Source organism: Mucilaginibacter sp. UYP27 (genome assembly GCF_040547175.1).
Taxonomy (GTDB): Bacteria; Bacteroidota; Bacteroidia; order Sphingobacteriales; family Sphingobacteriaceae; genus Mucilaginibacter.
The window spans coordinates 157,082-174,597 of sequence record NZ_JBEPPE010000005.1; the positions used below are offsets into that span (position 1 = coordinate 157,082).

The following is a 17,516-nucleotide window of genomic DNA, read 5'->3' on the forward strand; positions in this document are numbered from 1 at the left end:
ACAATAGCTATTTTATGCGTTATTGTATAAGCTATTTTGATAGCGGCTAATTCCCCTATATGCGCTACGTTTTTATTTTATTGTTAACAGTGCTTTGTTCTTTTAAAACTGTCGGGCCCAACGAGGCCGGCAAAGCCAATCTTATTTGCGGCAAATGGCAATCGAGCGAAAAGAACCTTACAGTTGAGGTCTACCCATACAAAAATACTTTTAAGGCAAAAATAATTTGGTTTAGCGGAGGCGTATCGAAAGCCAAACCCATGGAAACCATTACCGATGTTAAAAACCCCGACCCTGCATTGCGCAGCCGCAAAGTGCTTGGGCTTGACGTGGTGGAGAACCTGCAATATAATGCATCCTCAAATACCTGGGAAGGCGGCAGGATCTACGAAGTGCAGAGTGGCAAATACTGGAGTGCCGCTGGTTATATCGATAAAGCTGGGTTGTTAAAGGTAAAAGGTTACTGGAAAATGAAATTCATAGGTAAAACCATGACCTTTAAGCGGATACTCTAAAATCATTTAAATTTTCTCAAAAAAAAATTGCGTAACTGGCATTACTATTGCCTATATTGTGTTTATAAATTGACACTAATATGGCAAATCAGTTTTTGTGTAGTTTTGTGGCTTTAATGCTTGTTGGTAGTGTAAATCACCACACACCTGCTGTTGAAACTACAGCAGCGGCAGCCGAAAAAGTTTGCGGCAAATGGAAACTTGAGGATGACAGGCTGATAGTGCAAGTTTACAAAGAAGGTAACGAATTTAAAGCCAAGATCGTTTGGTTTGATGACCACGACGATAGCAAGGAACTTGATTACTGGACAGACGAGAACAACCCAAACCCGGCAATGCGCAGCCGCAAACTTTTAGGCATGAATGTGCTGGAGAAACTCACCTATAACCAGGAAAGTAACAGTTGGGAAGATGGCATGATATACGATTCTAAACACGGCCGCCTTTGGAATTCATCTGCATACATCGATAAAGAGGGCACCCTTAAAGTAAAGGGTTACTGGCATTACAAATTCATCGGTAAAACACTAACCTTTAAACGGATCTAAAAAAACATTAACCATAAAAAAGGCGGCCTTCGTGATTGAAGGCCGCCTTTTTATTTATTTAAAAAACTACTATTGTTTCAGGAATTCGCCGCTCGCGTTAAGTTCAACTTCGTCGCTAAGCATTGGCGAGCCATATTTAGCACCGAAACCAAAATCAGAACGTTTGATAGTACCTGTAATTTTGAAACCGGCGTCAAGGCCTTTTGTCATTGGGTTGGTGATGGTGCCACGGTAAGCAACATCTAAAACAACTGCTTTAGTTACACCGTGTAAAGTTAAGTTACCGGTTACTTTGTATTTGTTTGTACCGGCAGCGGCAACACTTGTGCTAACAAATGTTAACGTTGGGAATTTAGCTACATCAAAAAAGTCGGGAGATTTCAAATGACCGTCGCGGTTGTCATTATCAGTGCTTACAGACGCGGTGTTTGCAGAGAAAGTGTATTTAGCGTCGCTAAAATCCGGTTTTGCAGCAACGATAGATGCGTCAAAATCTTTAAAAGTACCGTCAACATCAGATACCGCAAGGTGGGTGATGGTAAATTTAACGTGTGAATGTGCTTTATCAGCTTTCCAGGTGCTTTGGGCAAATGCCGTTTGCATAAATAATGCTGCTACAGCTAAGGTTAAGATCTTTTTCATTGTTTTATTTTTCAGTTTGATATTTAATTGTTTGCCAAAGATATATAAAGGTTTGACATGTATAATAAAAAAGATGTTTAAACATCTTTTTTGAATAATGAATGACAAATACCCTATTTATGCTGAAAGAAAGCGTCCACTTTTTTGTTGAACGCGGCGGCGTATTCGATCAGTGTACCATGTCCCGAATTTTTCACGATCCACAACTGCGAGCCGGGAATATTAGCCTGTATAAGGCGGGTATGTTTATCGGCTATTACGTCATGGTCGCCGGCTATGATAAGGGCAGGGCATTTTATTTTGTGTAGCTCGGTTAGTTTAATATTGGGCTGTTCCCAATCCAGCATAAACATTTTCCAACGGTTGCGCCCGGCGGCGGTGCGCCATTTCTTGTTCTTGTTTTGCTCGTAGTATTTTTTTGACGATGGCCAGCCGTTTGGGTCGGCAAAGCTGCTTGCATCCGGTGTAATATTCGCTCCTGTTGATGCAAAGCTGATCACCTTATCCGGGTGCCGTATGGCCATCAGTATGGCGTTGATGCCGCCGTCGCTCCATCCTAATACATAAGCTTTGGGGATGTGCAGTACATTCAACAGTTCGGCAAAATCATCGGCCATTTGCTCAAAGGTGAGATACGGATGGGTATCTATCGACTTACCTTGCGAGCGGCTATCTACCAAGATCACCCTGTACTTTTTGGCAAAATAGGGTACGTTTTCGCTAAAGGCGCTCATATCGCCACCATTGCCGTGTATCATCAGCAGGGGCTGGCCGCTGCCATATTCTTCTACATAAAGCTTTATGCCGCGCACATCGTAATATTTGCCTACAGCATTTTTGCCATAAGGCGCCTTTTGCGCGAAACTGAACGCGGCTATCAGTTGGGGTATCAGCGCCATTAAGATAAGACGTTTTAGGTGCATGGTTTTATTTTAACGATGTAAATATAGTATTCCGCCCGCTTTCATTTGCTTTTCATTATATGCATTTATATTAGGCTTACCTATTACACATCGGCATGCGGCCTCTTATCCTAACCATTATCGTCAGTTTATTTTTCATACAATCTACAAAAGCGCAAAGCAGTTTTTTGGTTGGCCTCAGGAACCTAACACCGTCAAATAATTTTCTCGATTCCCGGTACCGCTCGGTAGGCGTTAACGCTGGCTATGGTAAAGAATTTTTGAAAGGCCGGGTTGGCATCGACCTAACCGCCTTCGCAGACTTTTTAATTTATAAAGAAGACCTGCCCGATTTGCGCCAACTTGATGCCACCACATTTTACTATGGCCTTGCGTTAACCCCGCGTTACTGCTTTAACCCCAGTGACGAGTACGTGAGGATATTTATATCGGCAGCAGTTAAAGGCGGCCAAAACGTGGGCTTGGGCATAGTCACCCAAACATACATCAACTCGGATGATAAGCAGATCGAAAACCGATCTGTTAAGGCGGGATTTTCGGCAGCTGTAGCGCCGGCTATTATTGTTACCATACCCGGCAATAAGGTAAGCTATGATATCAGCTTTGGTTACGATAGCTCAAATTTTGGCCGTGGGATGAATAAACTCAGATCAACCTATTATGCACCTATAAATTACAGTTCGGGCGGCATCTTTCTTGGCTTTACTTTTAGGCTTGGACATTAATATATTGTAGAGCGGCAGGGCTTAAAAACCCGCTCTCTTAAATGTCATTTATCCAATCTTCTCCCACTTGCCGGTATCTAAACTTCGGTAAATGGCATCAACCACCTTCATGTCTTTTAGGCCTTCTTCGCCGGGTACCCGGCTTTGTTTCTTGAGTTTAACGCAGGTGGCAAAATCATCCATTTGCGCGGCCTGTTGAATAATGTTGGGGATCTGCATGGGTTTGCCGTTTATCTTGCCATCAAGCCCGCCATAACCATAAGCCGGTTCCAGTTCAAACGTACCTTTTTCAGCTTGCGCGCGCAGGTAACCCCAATCATGGTTATAGCTGCTTTTGCCGGTTACCTTTTGCCCGCCGGGGAATTTTAGTTCCCAAAAAACGGTTTCATCTACGTCCTTAAATAGTTGGGGCCGCGTTTTCTCTTGCGTTGCTTTAACAGCAATCGGCTCCTGCCCTAAGGTATAGCGGGCGCCCTGTATAGCGTAAATACCCATATCCATTAGGCCGCCGCCACCTGCAAGCACCTTTTTTAATCGCCAGGCGTTGGGGTCGCCGTTATAGGTGAAGCCGTTGGCAGTATCAACTGTTATAACCTTGCCGAAAACTTGTTTCTGGCCAAGGCGCATCACCTCTTGCGTATGAGGTTCGAAGTGTAAGCGGTAGCCTATAGAAAGTAAACGGCCTACCTTTTTGCAGGCTGCTATCATTTCCCGACACTCGGCGGCGTTAAGTGCCATTGGCTTTTCGCAGATAACGTGTTTGCCCGCTTTTGCAGCACGAATGGTGTACTCTTTATGCATCGATACCGGCAGCACCACGTAAATAATATCAATGTCCGGGTTTTTGGCTATCTCATCAAAGTTTTGATAATTGTAAATGTTTTTTGAGGGGATGTTATACTTTGCAGCCCATTCCTTTGCCTTATTAGGGGTGCCGGTAACGATGCCTGCCAGGTAGCAGTTTTTAGTATGCTGTAAGGCCGGTGCCAATTGCCCGCCTGCATAACCGCCCAAACCAACCAAGGCTACACCCAGGCGTTTATTATCCCTCGTTTCGGCAAGGGCAGCTAAAGCCGGACTAAGCAACAATGTACCCGCGCCGATAGCACTGTTACGAATAAAGTTTCTGCGGGATGCTGTGGTGGTTTTCATAAGCGTTGGTTTGATGATGTAATATACAACAACAAATTTTATACCTGCAACGTCGTTCTACTCAAAACTCTCTTTATATTTTTTTATCGCTACCAATATGGACTGTACAATGTCGTTCTGCCCGTCTTCGGAGTTGAGGTATTTTTCGTCGGACGGGTTGTTGATGAAACCGGTTTCTAACAGCATGCCGGGCATGCCGCTTTGCTGCAACACCAATACCCCCTGCTCGCGCACGCCAAGGCTTTTACGGCCGTTGTTAGCTTTTAGTTGGTGGTTTAGCAGGTTGCCAAATTGTACGCTTTGTTTGCGGTAGCGTTGCTGAAAAGCGGCCAGCACAATAGCATTAACCGCCGCATCCTCGCCATACCCATTATATTTTTTCTTGTAATCCTTTTCAATAAATATGGAAGCATTCTCGCGGATGGCTTCCAGTTGCTCGCCTTTGCGGTGAAAACCATAAACCAACAGTAACACGCCGCGGTTGGGGCTCACCTTTTGGGGCGAGGAGTTGCAATGAATAGAAATAAACAAGTTCGCGTTGGCATCATTGGCGATGTTGGCGCGCCTGTGTAGCTCGATAAATTTATCGGTGCTGCGCGTCATGATCACATCTACCCCGCTAATGGCATTGTTAATGGCCACTTTTAGTTTTTTACCAATGCTTAGCGCAATGGTTTTTTCTTTGGAATAAGCACCATGCGCGCCTGGGTCTTTACCGCCATGGCCGGGGTCGATAACTATGGTTTTAAACTTAAATGAAGGCACCGAAGCCTCATCAGTTGCTATTTTGGCCTTTCGTTTGGTTTGAGACAATACCGGCAAAGTGCCCAGCATCAACACAAAAAAAATAGAACTATATAAAGAAACTTTTAAGTGCCTGGATAACATGCCGCAAAGGTATGTAAAACATAACAGGCAGTTAATGGCCGTTGCCAAATTTTCCAAATAATTAAATATTATTTTCTCCAGGCAGGGCTGTTTATCAACATTTAAAAAAAACACGTAACCTATATAGTTACATATTCGTAATAATTAAAACCAAAACATATGACTATAAATTGAAAAACGAGGGTTCAACTACGAAGACGAATAATTTATATGAACGAACTGTTTACTACATCTACAGCTAACTTTTTTTACTTCCTGGTAATTGGATCTGTATTGGTGTATTTGATACTGAAATTTGACAAGCAAAACCGTAAAAAACGAAATAAAATATTAGTGCAAGCCAAAGATGTACAACCGATGTACATGCGCAAAGCCGCCCAGCAAAAAGTAAATAATATAAAAACTGCCTTATCTGACGAGAAAATTGACCGCAGGATGGTTGAAAAACAACTGGACGAGCTGGTGAAAGAATATGACCAGGGCCACATTAGCCTGCCCGATTACTGCAATAAGCTAAACCAGCTACTTGCGATGACAGCATAGTTGGTCCTGATAGCTACCGGGAATAGGATTTATATTAGTGTTTAAAATTTATGTTTATAGGATAGTTAGAATAGTTTGTGATAAAAGGCCCCTTTTTACCGAGGGGCTTTTTGTTACGCAGGTTTTTTACCAATAGATTTTACTCACCCGGTCATTGCTTCGCTCGACCACCCTCTCTTCGCTGCGCGGAAAGAGGGATAAAAAAACTTTTTAGCCTTCCCACCCTCTTTGCGAAGCAGGGGGGGGGACCAGCGAAGCTATCCCGATAGCTATCGGGACGGGGTTGAGTAAACTATCCGGGCGGCTAATAACCTAATTTTCTCTAAATTTACCGTCAACATTATGGCCGAAAACACCCACCAGTCCCATTTGCAAATTGTACCAACTGCCGATGGTTCAAATACCATTTACAACGCGCTGGTTGGCGAAAACTATCATTCGCACCACGGGGCGCTGCAGGAAAGCAGGCACGTGTTTGTACAATCGGGCCTGGAATATTTTTTGGCGAATACAGGCAAAGGTAACACCGAAGTATCTGTACTTGAAGTAGGCTTTGGTACGGGGCTCAACTTTTTACTCACTGCCGATTTTTGTACCGAACAACAAATAAACCTGCAATACACCGGCATTGAGGCGTACCCGCTTAACAACCAAATGATCAGCCAGACAGGTTATGACCAATATGTGCCCGCTCCTATTTGGGAAAGTTTTTTGGCGCATTACCCGGACTCTTTAACGGCATCTGTTAAGATGAGTGGCCAGGTAGATTTAAATGTAGCGGCGTCAAAACTTCACGATTTTACAACGGTACAAAAATTTGACGTTATTTATTTTGACGCCTTCGCTGCCACCTACCAACCCGAAATGTGGGGCGACGAGGCAATAGCCCATACCCTGCAGTTTTTAAAACCCGGCGGCGTATTTGTAACCTACGCCATTACCGGCAACCTAAAACGCGCCATTAAAGCCCTTGGGCTAAAAGTGCAGAAAGCACCCGGCGCACCAGGCAAGCGAGAGATGTTGAGAGCAGTTAGCAGTTTATAGTGGGCAGTGGGCAGTGGGCAGTGGGCAGTGGGCAAAATTACTTGTAATTTAAAAAGCAGCAAACTGCAAACTAATAACTGCAAACTGAATTAAAACCGCAAACTGAATTAAAACTGCAAACTGCAAACCGCCAACTGAATACTTATCTTTGATCTATCTAATAATACACTATGCCAATTACTGCTCCTGTTACCGCTTATACACCCTCGGCAGCGTTCGACCGTTTGCTTACCATTATGGACGACCTGCGGATAAACTGCCCCTGGGATAAAAAGCAAACGCTGGAAAGCCTTCGCCATTTAACCATTGAGGAAACCTACGAATTATCTGACGCTATATTAAGCGGCGATATGGACGAGATAAAAAAAGAACTTGGTGACATGATGCTGCACCTGGTATTTTACTCGCGCATTGCGTCAGAAACCGAGAGTTTTAACATCACCGGCGTACTAAACGGCATTTGCGATAAACTCATCAATCGCCACCCGCACATTTACAGCGATACCGAGGTAAACAACGAGGAAGATGTAAAACGTAACTGGGAACAGATTAAACTGAAAGAAGGCAACAAATCTGTTTTGGGCGGCGTACCCACGTCCTTGCCCGCTTTGGTAAAAGCATCGCGCATACAAGAGAAAGCCCGCGGCGTTGGCTTCGACTGGGATAGCAAGGATCAGGTTTGGGCCAAGGTAGAGGAAGAGTTACAGGAATTTAAAGACGAGTATAACGTGGCCGACGAAAAAGACATTGACCATGATAAAGCCGAAGGCGAATTTGGCGACCTGCTGTTCTCGCTCATCAACTACGCGCGTTTCATCGGCATAAACCCCGAGGACGCATTGGAAAAAACGAACCGTAAATTTATTAAACGTTTCCAGTACCTGGAGTCCAAAGCTGAAGAACATGGCAAACAACTAAAAGATATGAACCTTGCCGAAATGGATGTATTTTGGAACGAAGCCAAAAAGGTTAAATAATTATTACTTGCGTGTAGCGTTTAACAATTTAATACGTAATGGTATTGTAACCCAAATAAAATGAAAAGATTAATTTATTTTTTGCCGGCTTTGCTGCTACTTGCAGCTGGTTGTTTTAACAATGATAACCCAGCACCGGTTATTGCCCCCGAAGGTACTTTTACAGGTGAGTTTAGATTACTGAGAAAATTGCCTAACATTACAAAAATAGACACGCAGAAGGCTACTATACAATTAGTTATAACGCCCGGTGTGGGCTTTAAGGTTTTGGGAGATACCACTACTTTGCATGCCGGCAGCAGGGGGCATTACGGATTTTCGGGGAATAGTGCACGCTTTGTAGATAGCACTTTTAAAGCCAACAAATACACCAAACGCTATCTTCAAGGCGATTACCTGTATGTATACAACGGCACCATTTTACAATTGGTACGCACAAGCGGCGATACGGTAAGCTACCAGTACGATCTTAAAAAGACAAACTAATTAATTGTTACCGCTCTTTTGTTTAAATAACGATAGTAGCAGGCGGCCTTTTATATTTAGTTGTAGTTGTTGCGTTTCGGGTTTTTGAGGCGTGCTGTATTTGTCCAACTAAGCAGTAATACAATTAATGCATGTACTTCACCGCATTACCGAGGATGAGATAGTCGGTAAATGTAAATCAGGGAGCATAAAACACCAGGAATTACTATATAAACAGTTTTATGGCTATGCTATGGGTGTAAGTATGCGCTACAGCCTTAGCAGTGATGACGCTTTAGAGGTTGTGAACGATGCTTTTATAAAAATTTTTAATAATATAAGTACCTACAATGCCGACAAACCTTTTAAGGCATGGCTACGTACCATTGTGGTAAACAGCGCTATTGACAGGCGCCGCAAGGAATTGAAGCACCAGGCCAATACCGATATTGAAGACGCGTACAATGTTGGCAGCAACGCTACCGCTATAGAGAGTTTAAATGCACAGGATATTTTAAAGCTGATGAAGCAATTGCCCCACATACAGCTTACCATTTTTAACATGTACGAGATAGATGGCTATAACCACGATGAGATAGGTAAGATATTGAATTTACCGGCAAGCTCATCGAGGGTATATTTAAGCAGGGCCAAAGACAAGTTAAGGCAGCTGATAACAAACGAAACACGACACCATGGATGAGCAGTTTGATAAAAAACTAAGCAACCACATTAAGCAGGTGTTTGATAATTACGAACACCCCGGCGCCGAAGATGGCTGGGCAAAGCTGAGGACAAAGTTCCCGGCCGAAGAGAAGGGCAATAAAATTGCCTGGCTTTGGTGGAGCAGTGCCGCGGCCGTAATTCTGGTGTTTTTTGGTGTAGCCTTTTGGTATAATAACCAGGATGCAGCGGTGAATAAAATGGCGGTTAAACCTGCTGCAAAACAACAGCAGCAACCTGTTTTAAAAGATACCGCTGCAGAAATTAATCCTATCGCTGCGGATAAAATTCAGCCTGTTATCGCGAACAATAACCCAACGCCTACTTTTAATAACACGATTGTTATCCCAAAATATGTTGACGGTACAACTTCAACTTCGAAGCCTGGCAATACAGATAATACAACACAAACTATAAAACCAAATTCCTGGATCGGGCACCCGCAGCCTTGGCAAACACCATCAAATACCATAGCGCAAACAAATCCGGTAAAGACGGAGACAAAACCATTAATAGACAGCCAAAAAGTTGCTAATAATTTGGCAAAGCAGCCGCAATTGGCAAATACTAATACCCCTGCGGATGATAAAGTTGTGCAAGCCACGGATGGTTCAACCAATAGTTTGACTAAACAGCAGCCAGCCAAAAGATCGATAACTGATATGTTTGAGGCGGACAAGCTAAACCCAACTGGCATTAATAAGCAGGCAGAAAAACAAACCGGCAAAAAGGTAAACTTTAGTATCTACGCAGCCACTTACTTTAATTATGCCGAAGGCAGCACCAACCAGGTAAACGCCGGGGCTGGTGTAACATCCGATTTTAGGCTGAGCAAAAACTTTAAGCTTTCTACCGGGGTATCGCTTGCGCAAAACTCATTAAGTTACAATACACAGGCGCCACCCGCTGCAGAAAGGCTTGCAAGTGCGGCACCGGCTGCAAGGCAATCAACACTTTTTGCCACAGCTGCTGTTTTGCCGGTCTTTAAAAATTATAATGCAAATTTAGTGGGGCTGGATATTCCCATTAATATCAAATACGAGATCAATCCGCAAAAAACCGACGCTTATATTTCGGCGGGTTTAAGTTCGGGTACATTTATAAACGAAACTTACACCTACCGTTATGGTTACAGCGGCGGCGCAGGCTTTGCTGCCAATGCCGCGCCCGAAGAGCAAACCGCTCATAACAGCTTTAACAGTTTTTACTTTGCTAAAACGCTGAACGTATCGTTTGGTATAGGTTACCCGGTGGGTGGCAACAGGTTGGTGATAGAACCATTTGTTAAATATCCCCTTAGCGGCCTGGGCGCGCAGGATATCCGTTTTGGTGCCGGTGGTGTAAACCTAAAATTCAGTTTTAAGGGAAGAAAGTAAGCTTGTTTATCTATAAACGTTCGCAACAAAATCTAAACCTTATAATTTCGAAAACACCCCGGCTAATAAAATGTATCTCATAATTACCAACGGATTATATTTATGAAACAACAAGTATTAAAGAGGTGAACATTATACCTCATTTAGACAGCGCCTTAGTTTGGATGCACAAACACAAGATGCCGGCTTTATTTCTTGTAAGGATGGCAGCAATCAGAAGTTCCGCGAATTTTACAATATTGTCTTATTAGCTTGATTCAAATTCATAAATTATTTCACTATTCAGCATAGTCATTTTCTAAGTGAAACTTAGGTAAGTATTATTTTTGATAGATCCCACCTTTTTTTATCACCATGTTTACCGATTTTATATTATCTATATTATCCAATGGGTTGCGGGTAAGGATCAATAGATCAGCATCCATACCCGGACTGATACTTCCTTTAACAGCTTCCAGGTGTAATGAAGAGGCGCTGTTTTTTGTTGCCGCTACTATTGCGTCGAAAGGAGTAAATCCGGCATCGGTAACGAGTAAACGCATCTCATCCTGTACGAATTGTTCCTGGTCGTCGTCGGTACCGGCGCAAATAGTTACACCTGCCCTGTATGCGCGGGCGGTGATTCTTTTGGCGATCTCGTAGTCCCACTTCATTGACGTATCACTCATAGCCCATTTTTTATACGTAAGCAACGTGGCGTCGAATATGGTGTGATGTTGTTTCATCTGGCCGAACAAATCATCAAATGCGGGTACCGTTTTGTCCCAAAAAGCAGCGTCGTAATGGCCTTTCTTCCAATTAGCAGGTATTTTATCAACTTTTTCATAGATCAGTAACGGCGCATGTGAAATGGAAATGCACCCTGCCTTAACGAGATCGGATGGTCTGGCGCCCTGTAGCCAGGCATGCGACCAAACCGGTATATTTTGCTTTTTTGCTTCGTCTACAATTTTATTGGCTAACACGGCAGATAGATTCGCGTATAATTTAATACCAGATGCACCACTTCCTTTGGCCTGAGCAACCGCCAGTGAAATATTTGTTGTATCCGATACTGCTTTCATATAAGACATGTTGCCAGCTGTGCCGCCTTTTGTAGATGATTGTGTCCTTGGGTCACTAAAAAATACGGTACCTGCCATTAACGCAGAATAATAGATTCCGGGCGCTGTAATTTCGCCTTCGTTAGCGCTACGGGCGAGCTCGGCGAGCACCCTTGCATCGCCTGCCATATCCCTTACAGTGGTTATGCCACTGTAAAGCATTTGCTGCAATACTTGTAACGTATGCGAACGGTTATCAGTACCGCCTGGGTCGGTAGCCATATGCACATGGCTATCGATCAGCCCGGGAAGTAAATACTTACCGCTTAAGTTGATAATTACAGCCGAATCAGGGATGGCTACTGTTCCTGTCGGAAAAACTTTAGTAATACGCCCTTCCTGGATCACAATGGTTTGGTGCGTAGCTGGCACCGGATGACCGGCGTCAATTATGGTTGCGTCATTAAGTACTAAGCAATGTGGTTTAAATTGGGCGTAAGAAAAACATGGACACAATATAAAAACTAAAATATAAGAATAATGGAATTTCATACAATTGCGTTTAGATGATTAGACATAGCGCAATTTAACTATTTAACACAATTAGTTAAACGTGATATTCCCATGTTTAGGTTATATAATTTTGGACGAAACCTTGTATGAAAAAAGCAATGTTATTGTTTGGAAGTTTTATAACTGCCACACCAATGTTCGCTCAAAAAACAGAGGTATTTACCAGCATCAGGATTGGTGACATGCATTATTCCGGGAATCTACTGAAGAATTTTGGGCTGTTAATGGTGCTATACAAGTAGTGTATACACCAGTGCTACCCGCTCAATATAAGCAGCTTTTTTTACTTAAACCTGATTGCCTTTACCGGCGAAATACGGGTAACCAGCATAGATGGGACGATAAGTACCAGCAGGCATACTATTAGCGTACCTGCGTTTACCCATAAAACATCCGTCCATACAAACTTAATAGGTACAAACGTCATATAGTAATCTGCCTGCCCGAGTTTAAAAAAGTGGGTTTGCTGCTGAAAGTAGCCAACACCAAGCCCCACGACATTACCCAATACCAGGCCCACCCCTATCAAATAGGTGGCGTTATACAAAAAGATTTTTTGGATCATCCAGTCCGCCGCGCCCATTGCTTTAAAGATGCCTATCATTGCGGTACGTTCCAGTATCATGATGAGCAGTGCCGATATCATATTGATAACTGCTACGGTTATCATTAATATCAGCATTACAATTATGTTTACATCAAGCATATCCAGCCAGCTAAAAATGGTGGGATAGTTCTCTAATATCGTGTATGATTTTAGTTTGATGGGAAGTTTATCGTCGATATTATTTGCTGTAGCGCTTATCTGCGTAAAATCGGCTGTGCGTACTTCGTAGCCGCCAATTTCGCCGTGGCTCCAGTCGTTAAGGCGTTTAATAAGGGCAAGGTCGCCAATTACAAATGTTTTATCAACTTCATCAACCCCTATGCTAAATATGCCCACAACTTTAAGCTTGCGCTTGCGCAGTGGCTCCTGCACAAAATACATCATCACATCATCACCTGTTTTTAGGCGTATACGATTAGCGGTAATTTGCGATATCATGATCTGGGTTTGCACCGCGGCAGTATCAGAATATTGGATAACGGTGCCTGCAACCAGCATTTTTTTAAGGTAATTCCAGTTATAGGTTTTATCAACCCCCTTTAATATTACGCCTTCAATTTCGTTATTGGCCTTGATGATGCCGGGCTTGGTAGCGTACGGATATACGGCTTCTACCTGCTTTACCGACCTGATGCTTTTTATCACCGCGGCGCTATCGTTAAATGCCGAGCGGTCATACGAAGTGTTGTTATCCGTACGCACAATTTGAATATCCCCGGCAAAGCCCCTAACCTTTTCGCGGATCTCTTGTTTAAACCCACGGATAACGGCCAGCGACAATATCATTACGCCAAGGCCCAGCATAATGCCAATAATGGCAATGCGGACAATTAACTTGGAGAAAGTACGCTTACTCTTAAACGTAATACGACTTGATATAAACCCGGCGAAATTCAATGCTGAAATGATTTTTTGTACCTTCGCAAAGATGCGTTTTTACACTTAAACATACTGCTTTTAAATTTGCTTAAACATCAAAACTTATGACCGGCATCAAATTATACATCCCCATAATTGCGCTAAGCCTGCTTTTTTTAAAATGCGACGATTTTGCACAAGCCCCAAAGGCATCAGTCAAAACAAATAAAACGGTTGCCGTAAAAAAAATAACAGCGCCTATACTGCCCGCTGCCGATAGGCTGGATATTTATCTGCAATACCTTAAAGGCCGCAAAATTGGCATGCTGATAAACCAAACTTCCATCATCGGCAACAATAAAAAACCATTGGTAGATAGCCTGCTGAAACTGGGTGTTGATGTTAAAAAGATTTACGGGCCCGAGCATGGCTTTAGGGGAAACGCAAGCGATGGCGCTACCATTGGCAACACCGTTGACGCCGTTACCGGCCTGCCTGCCATATCCCTTTACGGCAAACATTTTAAGCCCACACCCGAGGATCTGAAAGGCATCGACCTGATGATATTTGACGTGCAAGATGTTGGCACCCGGTTTTACACCTATATATCTACCCTGCATTACGTAATGGAGGCCTGCGCCGAAAACAATATTGAACTGATGGTACTGGACAGGCCAAACCCCAACGGTGTTTATGTAGATGGCCCTATACTGGATACCGTCGGTTTCCGCTCTTTTGTGGGGATGCACCCTATCCCCGTGTTGCACGGGATGACCATTGCCGAATATGCCCAAATGATAAACGGCCAGGGCTGGTTAAAAAACAAAGTAAAATGTAAACTTAAAATAGTGAAGGTAGGCAACTACACACGTGATATGGATTATGTGTTACCTGTAAACCCGTCACCCAATTTAAATACCGCGCAATCGATCTTATTATACCCGCACATATGCTTTTTCGAAGGCACAAAACTTAGCCTTGGGCGCGGCACGCTATTCCCCTTCCAGGTGGTTGGCAGCCCGTTACTGAAAGGTAAGTATGATTTTAATTTTAAGCCAGTAAGCATCCCCGGCATGAGCGATAAGCCACCATTGCAGGATACCGTTTGCTACGGCCTCGACCTTAAAAATTACAATATGCAAACCATCCGCAACAGCGGAAAACTTAATTTAGCTTGGGTAATTGACATGTATAAAATATACCCGGATAAGGCGCATTTTTTTATACCCTATTTTAAACGCCTGGCCGGTACCGATGAGCTACGTAAGCAAATTATTGCCGGTAAAACCGAGGCCGAGATTCGCCGGAGCTGGGAACCCGGCTTAACAAATTTTAAGGCCATGCGGGTTAAATACCTATTGTATAACTAATACGATCTCTCTACAAAAACATAAAAACGAGCGCGCGAATGAGAATTATATTTATGGGCACCCCCCAATTTGCTGTTGCATCGCTTGATGCTTTGATAAAGGCCGGCAGCGATATTGTTGCCGTAGTAACCGCACCAGATAAACCCGCAGGCCGCGGCCAAAAGGTAAATCAATCGGCAGTTAAACAATATGCCGATGCCAACGGACTAAAAGTTTTGCAGCCCGAAAAACTGAAGAACCCGGAGTTTTTGGCCGAACTGAGGGCATTAAAAGCCGATCTGCAGGTGGTTGTAGCCTTCCGTATGCTGCCCGAGGTTGTTTGGAATATGCCGCCAAAGGGCACCATTAACCTGCATGCATCCTTGTTACCACAATACCGTGGGGCCGCGCCTATCAACTGGGCCATTATAAATGGTGAAAAGGAAAGCGGTGTTACCACGTTCTTTTTAAAGCACGATATTGATACAGGCGACATCCTGTTCACCGAGAAAGTTACCCTAAACGGCTCTGAAACCGCCGGCGACTTGCACGACCGCCTCATGAACAAAGGCGCGGGCCTGCTGGTAAAAACCGTGAAAGGAATTGAAAGCGGCCGCTACCACGAACACCCACAAGAAGAGCTGGCAGAAGGAATGGAATTAAAACACGCGCCAAAGATCTTTAAAACGGATTGTCTCGTAGATTTCAATAAATCGGCAGAAGATGTTTATAATTTGATCCGTGGGTTGAGTCCGTCGCCAACGGCATATACATTATTGAATGATAAAGTCCTGAAAATTTACGGCGCCACCCACGAACCCGGCGAACCTGGTATTGCTGCTGGTGGCTTTGTTACCGATAATAAAACCCGCCTGAAATTTGCCACCACAGATGGCTTCATCAGCCTAACCGATGTGCAACTGGAAGGAAAAAAACGAATGAGTATCGAAGAATTTTTAAGAGGGAATAAATTGTAATTGATGAATACTACTGATAGAATTGCCCAACTAAAACAAGAGATTGAGCCACTACGAGAACAACTGATTAGCCACGAGCTGTACCGCAACATTAATACCATTGATAGCCTGCAAACTTTTATGCAGAACCACATATTTGCTGTTTGGGACTTTATGTCGCTGTTAAAAGCTTTACAGCAAAATCTTACCTGCACCACCCTGCCCTGGATGCCCGTTGGCAACGCCAATACCCGCTACCTTATCAATGAGATAGTCACCGGCGAGGAAAGCGACGTAGACCATACCGGTACCCGCACCAGCCATTTTGAATTGTACCTGAAAGCCATGGAACAGGCAGGTGCCGATAGCTCGGCCATTGTTTCTTTATTTGAGCAATTGAGCACGCAAAAAGATGTTAACGTCGCGTTAGCAAGTGCAGCTATACCACAAGCCGCCCGCGAGTTTGTAAAACATACTTTTGAAGTGATATCCACCAATCAAAGTTTTTTGCAGGCAGCCGTTTTTACGTTCGGTCGCGAAGATCTGATCCCCGGCATGTTCATAGAAATGGTTAAAAAACTAAACGGACAACTGCCCGGTAAAGTTGAAATATTGCTGTATTACCTGGAGCGCCACATAGAAGTCGACGGCGACCACCACTCCCAATTAGCCTACCAAATGACCGCCGAACTTTGCGGTAATGACGATAATAAATGGGCCCAGGCAACCACCGCTGTTAAACAAGCTTTGCAGGCAAGGGTTGCTTTGTGGGATGGGATCCTGGCGGAGATAAAGGTTGGGGTTTTGGAAGGGTAAAATTTATACCCTTGTCATTTCGAACGATAGAGAGAAATCTTCTACACGCAGTAAGTTGGGACTTGTATTGTAAACAGGGCGTAAAAGATTTCTCCTCGTACCTCCTTCGAAATGACAACCTTTAATTTCCTATCACACCTGCATCACCATATTTCTTACCCAGCTTAAGGGTTTTGGCTTTTAGTATTTTGGCTTGCTCGTCTACTGCTTTTATACTTTTTAAATCCGGGAGATTGTTGTTTTGATATTTTACGATAACCGGCAGTGTAGCTACGATTTTTAACGTTTCGTAATAATCTTTCATCACAATATTTTCCTTATCAATATCCTTTATCAGGGTTTCATATTTATTTGCTTTTGCCGCATATTTGCCTTTTTCGGCAGCTAAGAGGGTTTTTAGCCTTTCTTTTAACACGGTGTCGTCAATACGTTCTAAATTTTGATCTGCGGAACTATAATAACTCTCAACCTTAGCCGCATATTTATTAAATGCTGCTAAACTATCAGATTTACTTCCATCAAATTGTTCGAGCTGGTTTTCTAAAATTTGCAGGTCGGGTGTTTTCTTCACCAGGTCTATATAAATGGCATTAACCATATCACCCGATGCATATCGCTTGAAACTGGAAACATCACCTTTCGATTCGTTTAATGGTTCGGGAAGTTCCGCCTTTTCGGCGACGGTTTTATCTTTTACTGTTTGATTACAGGCAGAAAACGAAACGATAATTACTAAGGCTGATAATAAGGCGGTTGATCTCATATTATAATTTACCATTTGATAGCAAACTAT

At 43.4% G+C, this 17,516-nt stretch carries 19 protein-coding genes; 12 read left to right on the forward strand and 7 right to left on the reverse strand.

Features of this window, described 5'->3' with window-relative positions:
- Positions 1–59: 59 nt before the first annotated feature.
- The gene (locus ABIB39_RS16740; RefSeq protein WP_354431318.1) at positions 60–515 is read left to right on the forward strand and encodes a DUF2147 domain-containing protein; all 456 of its coding nucleotides are present in this window, start codon (positions 60–62) and stop codon (positions 513–515) included.
- An 80-nt stretch (positions 516–595) separates the two neighbouring features.
- Entirely contained in the window at positions 596–1,063 is a 468-nt protein-coding gene (locus tag ABIB39_RS16745; protein ID WP_354431319.1) for a DUF2147 domain-containing protein, read from the forward strand.
- 69 nt (positions 1,064–1,132) lie between these two features.
- Here ABIB39_RS16745 and ABIB39_RS16750 read toward each other — a convergent pair whose 3' ends face one another.
- Positions 1,133–1,705 (reverse strand): YceI family protein, encoded by a 573-nt coding sequence (locus ABIB39_RS16750; protein WP_354431320.1) that lies wholly within the window; start codon positions 1,703–1,705, stop codon positions 1,133–1,135.
- A gap of 113 nt (positions 1,706–1,818) precedes the next feature.
- Complete coding sequence (locus tag ABIB39_RS16755; RefSeq protein WP_354431321.1) at positions 1,819–2,628, reverse strand: alpha/beta fold hydrolase; 810 nt, start codon at positions 2,626–2,628, stop codon at positions 1,819–1,821.
- Between the two features lie 95 nt (positions 2,629–2,723).
- On the opposite strand from ABIB39_RS16755, the gene ABIB39_RS16760 reads away from it, so the two are divergent.
- On the forward strand, positions 2,724–3,353 hold the full coding sequence (locus ABIB39_RS16760) for a hypothetical protein (protein ID WP_354431322.1): 630 nt from the start codon (positions 2,724–2,726) through the stop codon (positions 3,351–3,353).
- Between the two features lie 48 nt (positions 3,354–3,401).
- Here the strand turns inward: ABIB39_RS16760 and ABIB39_RS16765 are convergent, their stop codons facing one another.
- Together ABIB39_RS16765 and ABIB39_RS16770 are read right to left on the reverse strand one after the other, a co-directional pair.
- Positions 3,402–4,505: a Gfo/Idh/MocA family protein gene (locus ABIB39_RS16765; RefSeq protein WP_354431323.1), complete on the reverse strand. Its 1,104-nt coding sequence runs from the start codon at positions 4,503–4,505 to the stop codon at positions 3,402–3,404.
- Between the two features lie 57 nt (positions 4,506–4,562).
- Positions 4,563–5,393, reverse strand: coding sequence for an N-acetylmuramoyl-L-alanine amidase family protein (locus ABIB39_RS16770; protein ID WP_354431324.1), 831 nt, complete (start codon positions 5,391–5,393; stop codon positions 4,563–4,565).
- 210 nt (positions 5,394–5,603) lie between these two features.
- On the opposite strand from ABIB39_RS16770, the gene ABIB39_RS16775 reads away from it, so the two are divergent.
- The 6 genes from ABIB39_RS16775 to ABIB39_RS16800 all read left to right on the forward strand — a co-directional run bounded on the left by ABIB39_RS16775 (position 5,604) and on the right by ABIB39_RS16800 (position 10,521).
- The gene (locus ABIB39_RS16775) at positions 5,604–5,936 is read left to right on the forward strand and encodes a hypothetical protein (protein WP_354431325.1); all 333 of its coding nucleotides are present in this window, start codon (positions 5,604–5,606) and stop codon (positions 5,934–5,936) included.
- A gap of 342 nt (positions 5,937–6,278) precedes the next feature.
- Positions 6,279–6,980 carry a tRNA (5-methylaminomethyl-2-thiouridine)(34)-methyltransferase MnmC2 gene (mnmC2, locus tag ABIB39_RS16780; RefSeq protein WP_354431326.1) on the forward strand — a complete coding sequence of 234 codons (702 nt, stop codon included), beginning with the start codon at positions 6,279–6,281 and terminating at the stop codon, positions 6,978–6,980.
- A 170-nt stretch (positions 6,981–7,150) separates the two neighbouring features.
- Entirely contained in the window at positions 7,151–7,957 is an 807-nt protein-coding gene (mazG, locus tag ABIB39_RS16785; RefSeq protein WP_354431327.1) for a nucleoside triphosphate pyrophosphohydrolase, read from the forward strand.
- A 60-nt stretch (positions 7,958–8,017) separates the two neighbouring features.
- Entirely contained in the window at positions 8,018–8,443 is a 426-nt protein-coding gene (locus tag ABIB39_RS16790) for a hypothetical protein (RefSeq protein WP_354431328.1), read from the forward strand.
- Between the two features lie 127 nt (positions 8,444–8,570).
- Positions 8,571–9,125 (forward strand): RNA polymerase sigma factor, encoded by a 555-nt coding sequence (locus ABIB39_RS16795; protein WP_354431329.1) that lies wholly within the window; start codon positions 8,571–8,573, stop codon positions 9,123–9,125.
- Positions 9,118–10,521 (forward strand): outer membrane beta-barrel protein, encoded by a 1,404-nt coding sequence (locus tag ABIB39_RS16800; protein WP_354431330.1) that lies wholly within the window; start codon positions 9,118–9,120, stop codon positions 10,519–10,521. Before ABIB39_RS16795 ends, ABIB39_RS16800 begins: the two co-directional genes overlap by 8 nt.
- Before the next feature lie 320 nt (positions 10,522–10,841).
- Here ABIB39_RS16800 and ABIB39_RS16805 read toward each other — a convergent pair whose 3' ends face one another.
- Entirely contained in the window at positions 10,842–11,996 is a 1,155-nt protein-coding gene (locus tag ABIB39_RS16805; protein WP_354431331.1) for an amidohydrolase family protein, read from the reverse strand.
- A 424-nt stretch (positions 11,997–12,420) separates the two neighbouring features.
- Complete coding sequence (locus ABIB39_RS16810) at positions 12,421–13,641, reverse strand: ABC transporter permease (protein ID WP_354431332.1); 1,221 nt, start codon at positions 13,639–13,641, stop codon at positions 12,421–12,423.
- An 86-nt stretch (positions 13,642–13,727) separates the two neighbouring features.
- Here ABIB39_RS16810 and ABIB39_RS16815 point away from each other — a divergent pair, with 86 nt between their 5' ends.
- The 3 genes from ABIB39_RS16815 to ABIB39_RS16825 are packed head-to-tail and all read left to right on the forward strand — an operon-like array spanning position 13,728 to position 16,723.
- On the forward strand, positions 13,728–14,972 hold the full coding sequence (locus ABIB39_RS16815) for an exo-beta-N-acetylmuramidase NamZ family protein (RefSeq protein WP_354431333.1): 1,245 nt from the start codon (positions 13,728–13,730) through the stop codon (positions 14,970–14,972).
- 38 nt (positions 14,973–15,010) lie between these two features.
- On the forward strand, positions 15,011–15,928 hold the full coding sequence (gene fmt / locus ABIB39_RS16820) for a methionyl-tRNA formyltransferase (RefSeq protein ID WP_354431334.1): 918 nt from the start codon (positions 15,011–15,013) through the stop codon (positions 15,926–15,928).
- A gap of 3 nt (positions 15,929–15,931) precedes the next feature.
- On the forward strand, positions 15,932–16,723 hold the full coding sequence (locus tag ABIB39_RS16825) for a DUF3050 domain-containing protein (protein ID WP_354431335.1): 792 nt from the start codon (positions 15,932–15,934) through the stop codon (positions 16,721–16,723).
- A 121-nt stretch (positions 16,724–16,844) separates the two neighbouring features.
- Here ABIB39_RS16825 and ABIB39_RS16830 read toward each other — a convergent pair whose 3' ends face one another.
- Positions 16,845–17,486 (reverse strand): hypothetical protein, encoded by a 642-nt coding sequence (locus tag ABIB39_RS16830; RefSeq protein ID WP_354431336.1) that lies wholly within the window; start codon positions 17,484–17,486, stop codon positions 16,845–16,847.
- Positions 17,487–17,516: the final 30 nt, after the last annotated feature.

Coding starts and splice junctions, on each gene's coding strand:
- ABIB39_RS16740 (WP_354431318.1), top strand. CDS start 60: ATGCGCTACGTTTTTATTTTATTGTTAACAGTGCTTTGTTCTTTTAAA.
- ABIB39_RS16745 (WP_354431319.1), top strand. CDS start 596: ATGGCAAATCAGTTTTTGTGTAGTTTTGTGGCTTTAATGCTTGTTGGT.
- ABIB39_RS16750 (WP_354431320.1), bottom strand. CDS start 1,705: ATGAAAAAGATCTTAACCTTAGCTGTAGCAGCATTATTTATGCAAACG.
- ABIB39_RS16755 (WP_354431321.1), bottom strand. CDS start 2,628: ATGCACCTAAAACGTCTTATCTTAATGGCGCTGATACCCCAACTGATA.
- ABIB39_RS16760 (WP_354431322.1), top strand. CDS start 2,724: ATGCGGCCTCTTATCCTAACCATTATCGTCAGTTTATTTTTCATACAA.
- ABIB39_RS16765 (WP_354431323.1), bottom strand. CDS start 4,505: ATGAAAACCACCACAGCATCCCGCAGAAACTTTATTCGTAACAGTGCT.
- ABIB39_RS16770 (WP_354431324.1), bottom strand. CDS start 5,393: ATGTTATCCAGGCACTTAAAAGTTTCTTTATATAGTTCTATTTTTTTT.
- ABIB39_RS16775 (WP_354431325.1), top strand. CDS start 5,604: ATGAACGAACTGTTTACTACATCTACAGCTAACTTTTTTTACTTCCTG.
- mnmC2 (WP_354431326.1), top strand. CDS start 6,279: ATGGCCGAAAACACCCACCAGTCCCATTTGCAAATTGTACCAACTGCC.
- mazG (WP_354431327.1), top strand. CDS start 7,151: ATGCCAATTACTGCTCCTGTTACCGCTTATACACCCTCGGCAGCGTTC.
- ABIB39_RS16790 (WP_354431328.1), top strand. CDS start 8,018: ATGAAAAGATTAATTTATTTTTTGCCGGCTTTGCTGCTACTTGCAGCT.
- ABIB39_RS16795 (WP_354431329.1), top strand. CDS start 8,571: ATGCATGTACTTCACCGCATTACCGAGGATGAGATAGTCGGTAAATGT.
- ABIB39_RS16800 (WP_354431330.1), top strand. CDS start 9,118: ATGGATGAGCAGTTTGATAAAAAACTAAGCAACCACATTAAGCAGGTG.
- ABIB39_RS16815 (WP_354431333.1), top strand. CDS start 13,728: ATGACCGGCATCAAATTATACATCCCCATAATTGCGCTAAGCCTGCTT.
- fmt (WP_354431334.1), top strand. CDS start 15,011: ATGAGAATTATATTTATGGGCACCCCCCAATTTGCTGTTGCATCGCTT.
- ABIB39_RS16825 (WP_354431335.1), top strand. CDS start 15,932: ATGAATACTACTGATAGAATTGCCCAACTAAAACAAGAGATTGAGCCA.
- ABIB39_RS16830 (WP_354431336.1), bottom strand. CDS start 17,486: ATGAGATCAACCGCCTTATTATCAGCCTTAGTAATTATCGTTTCGTTT.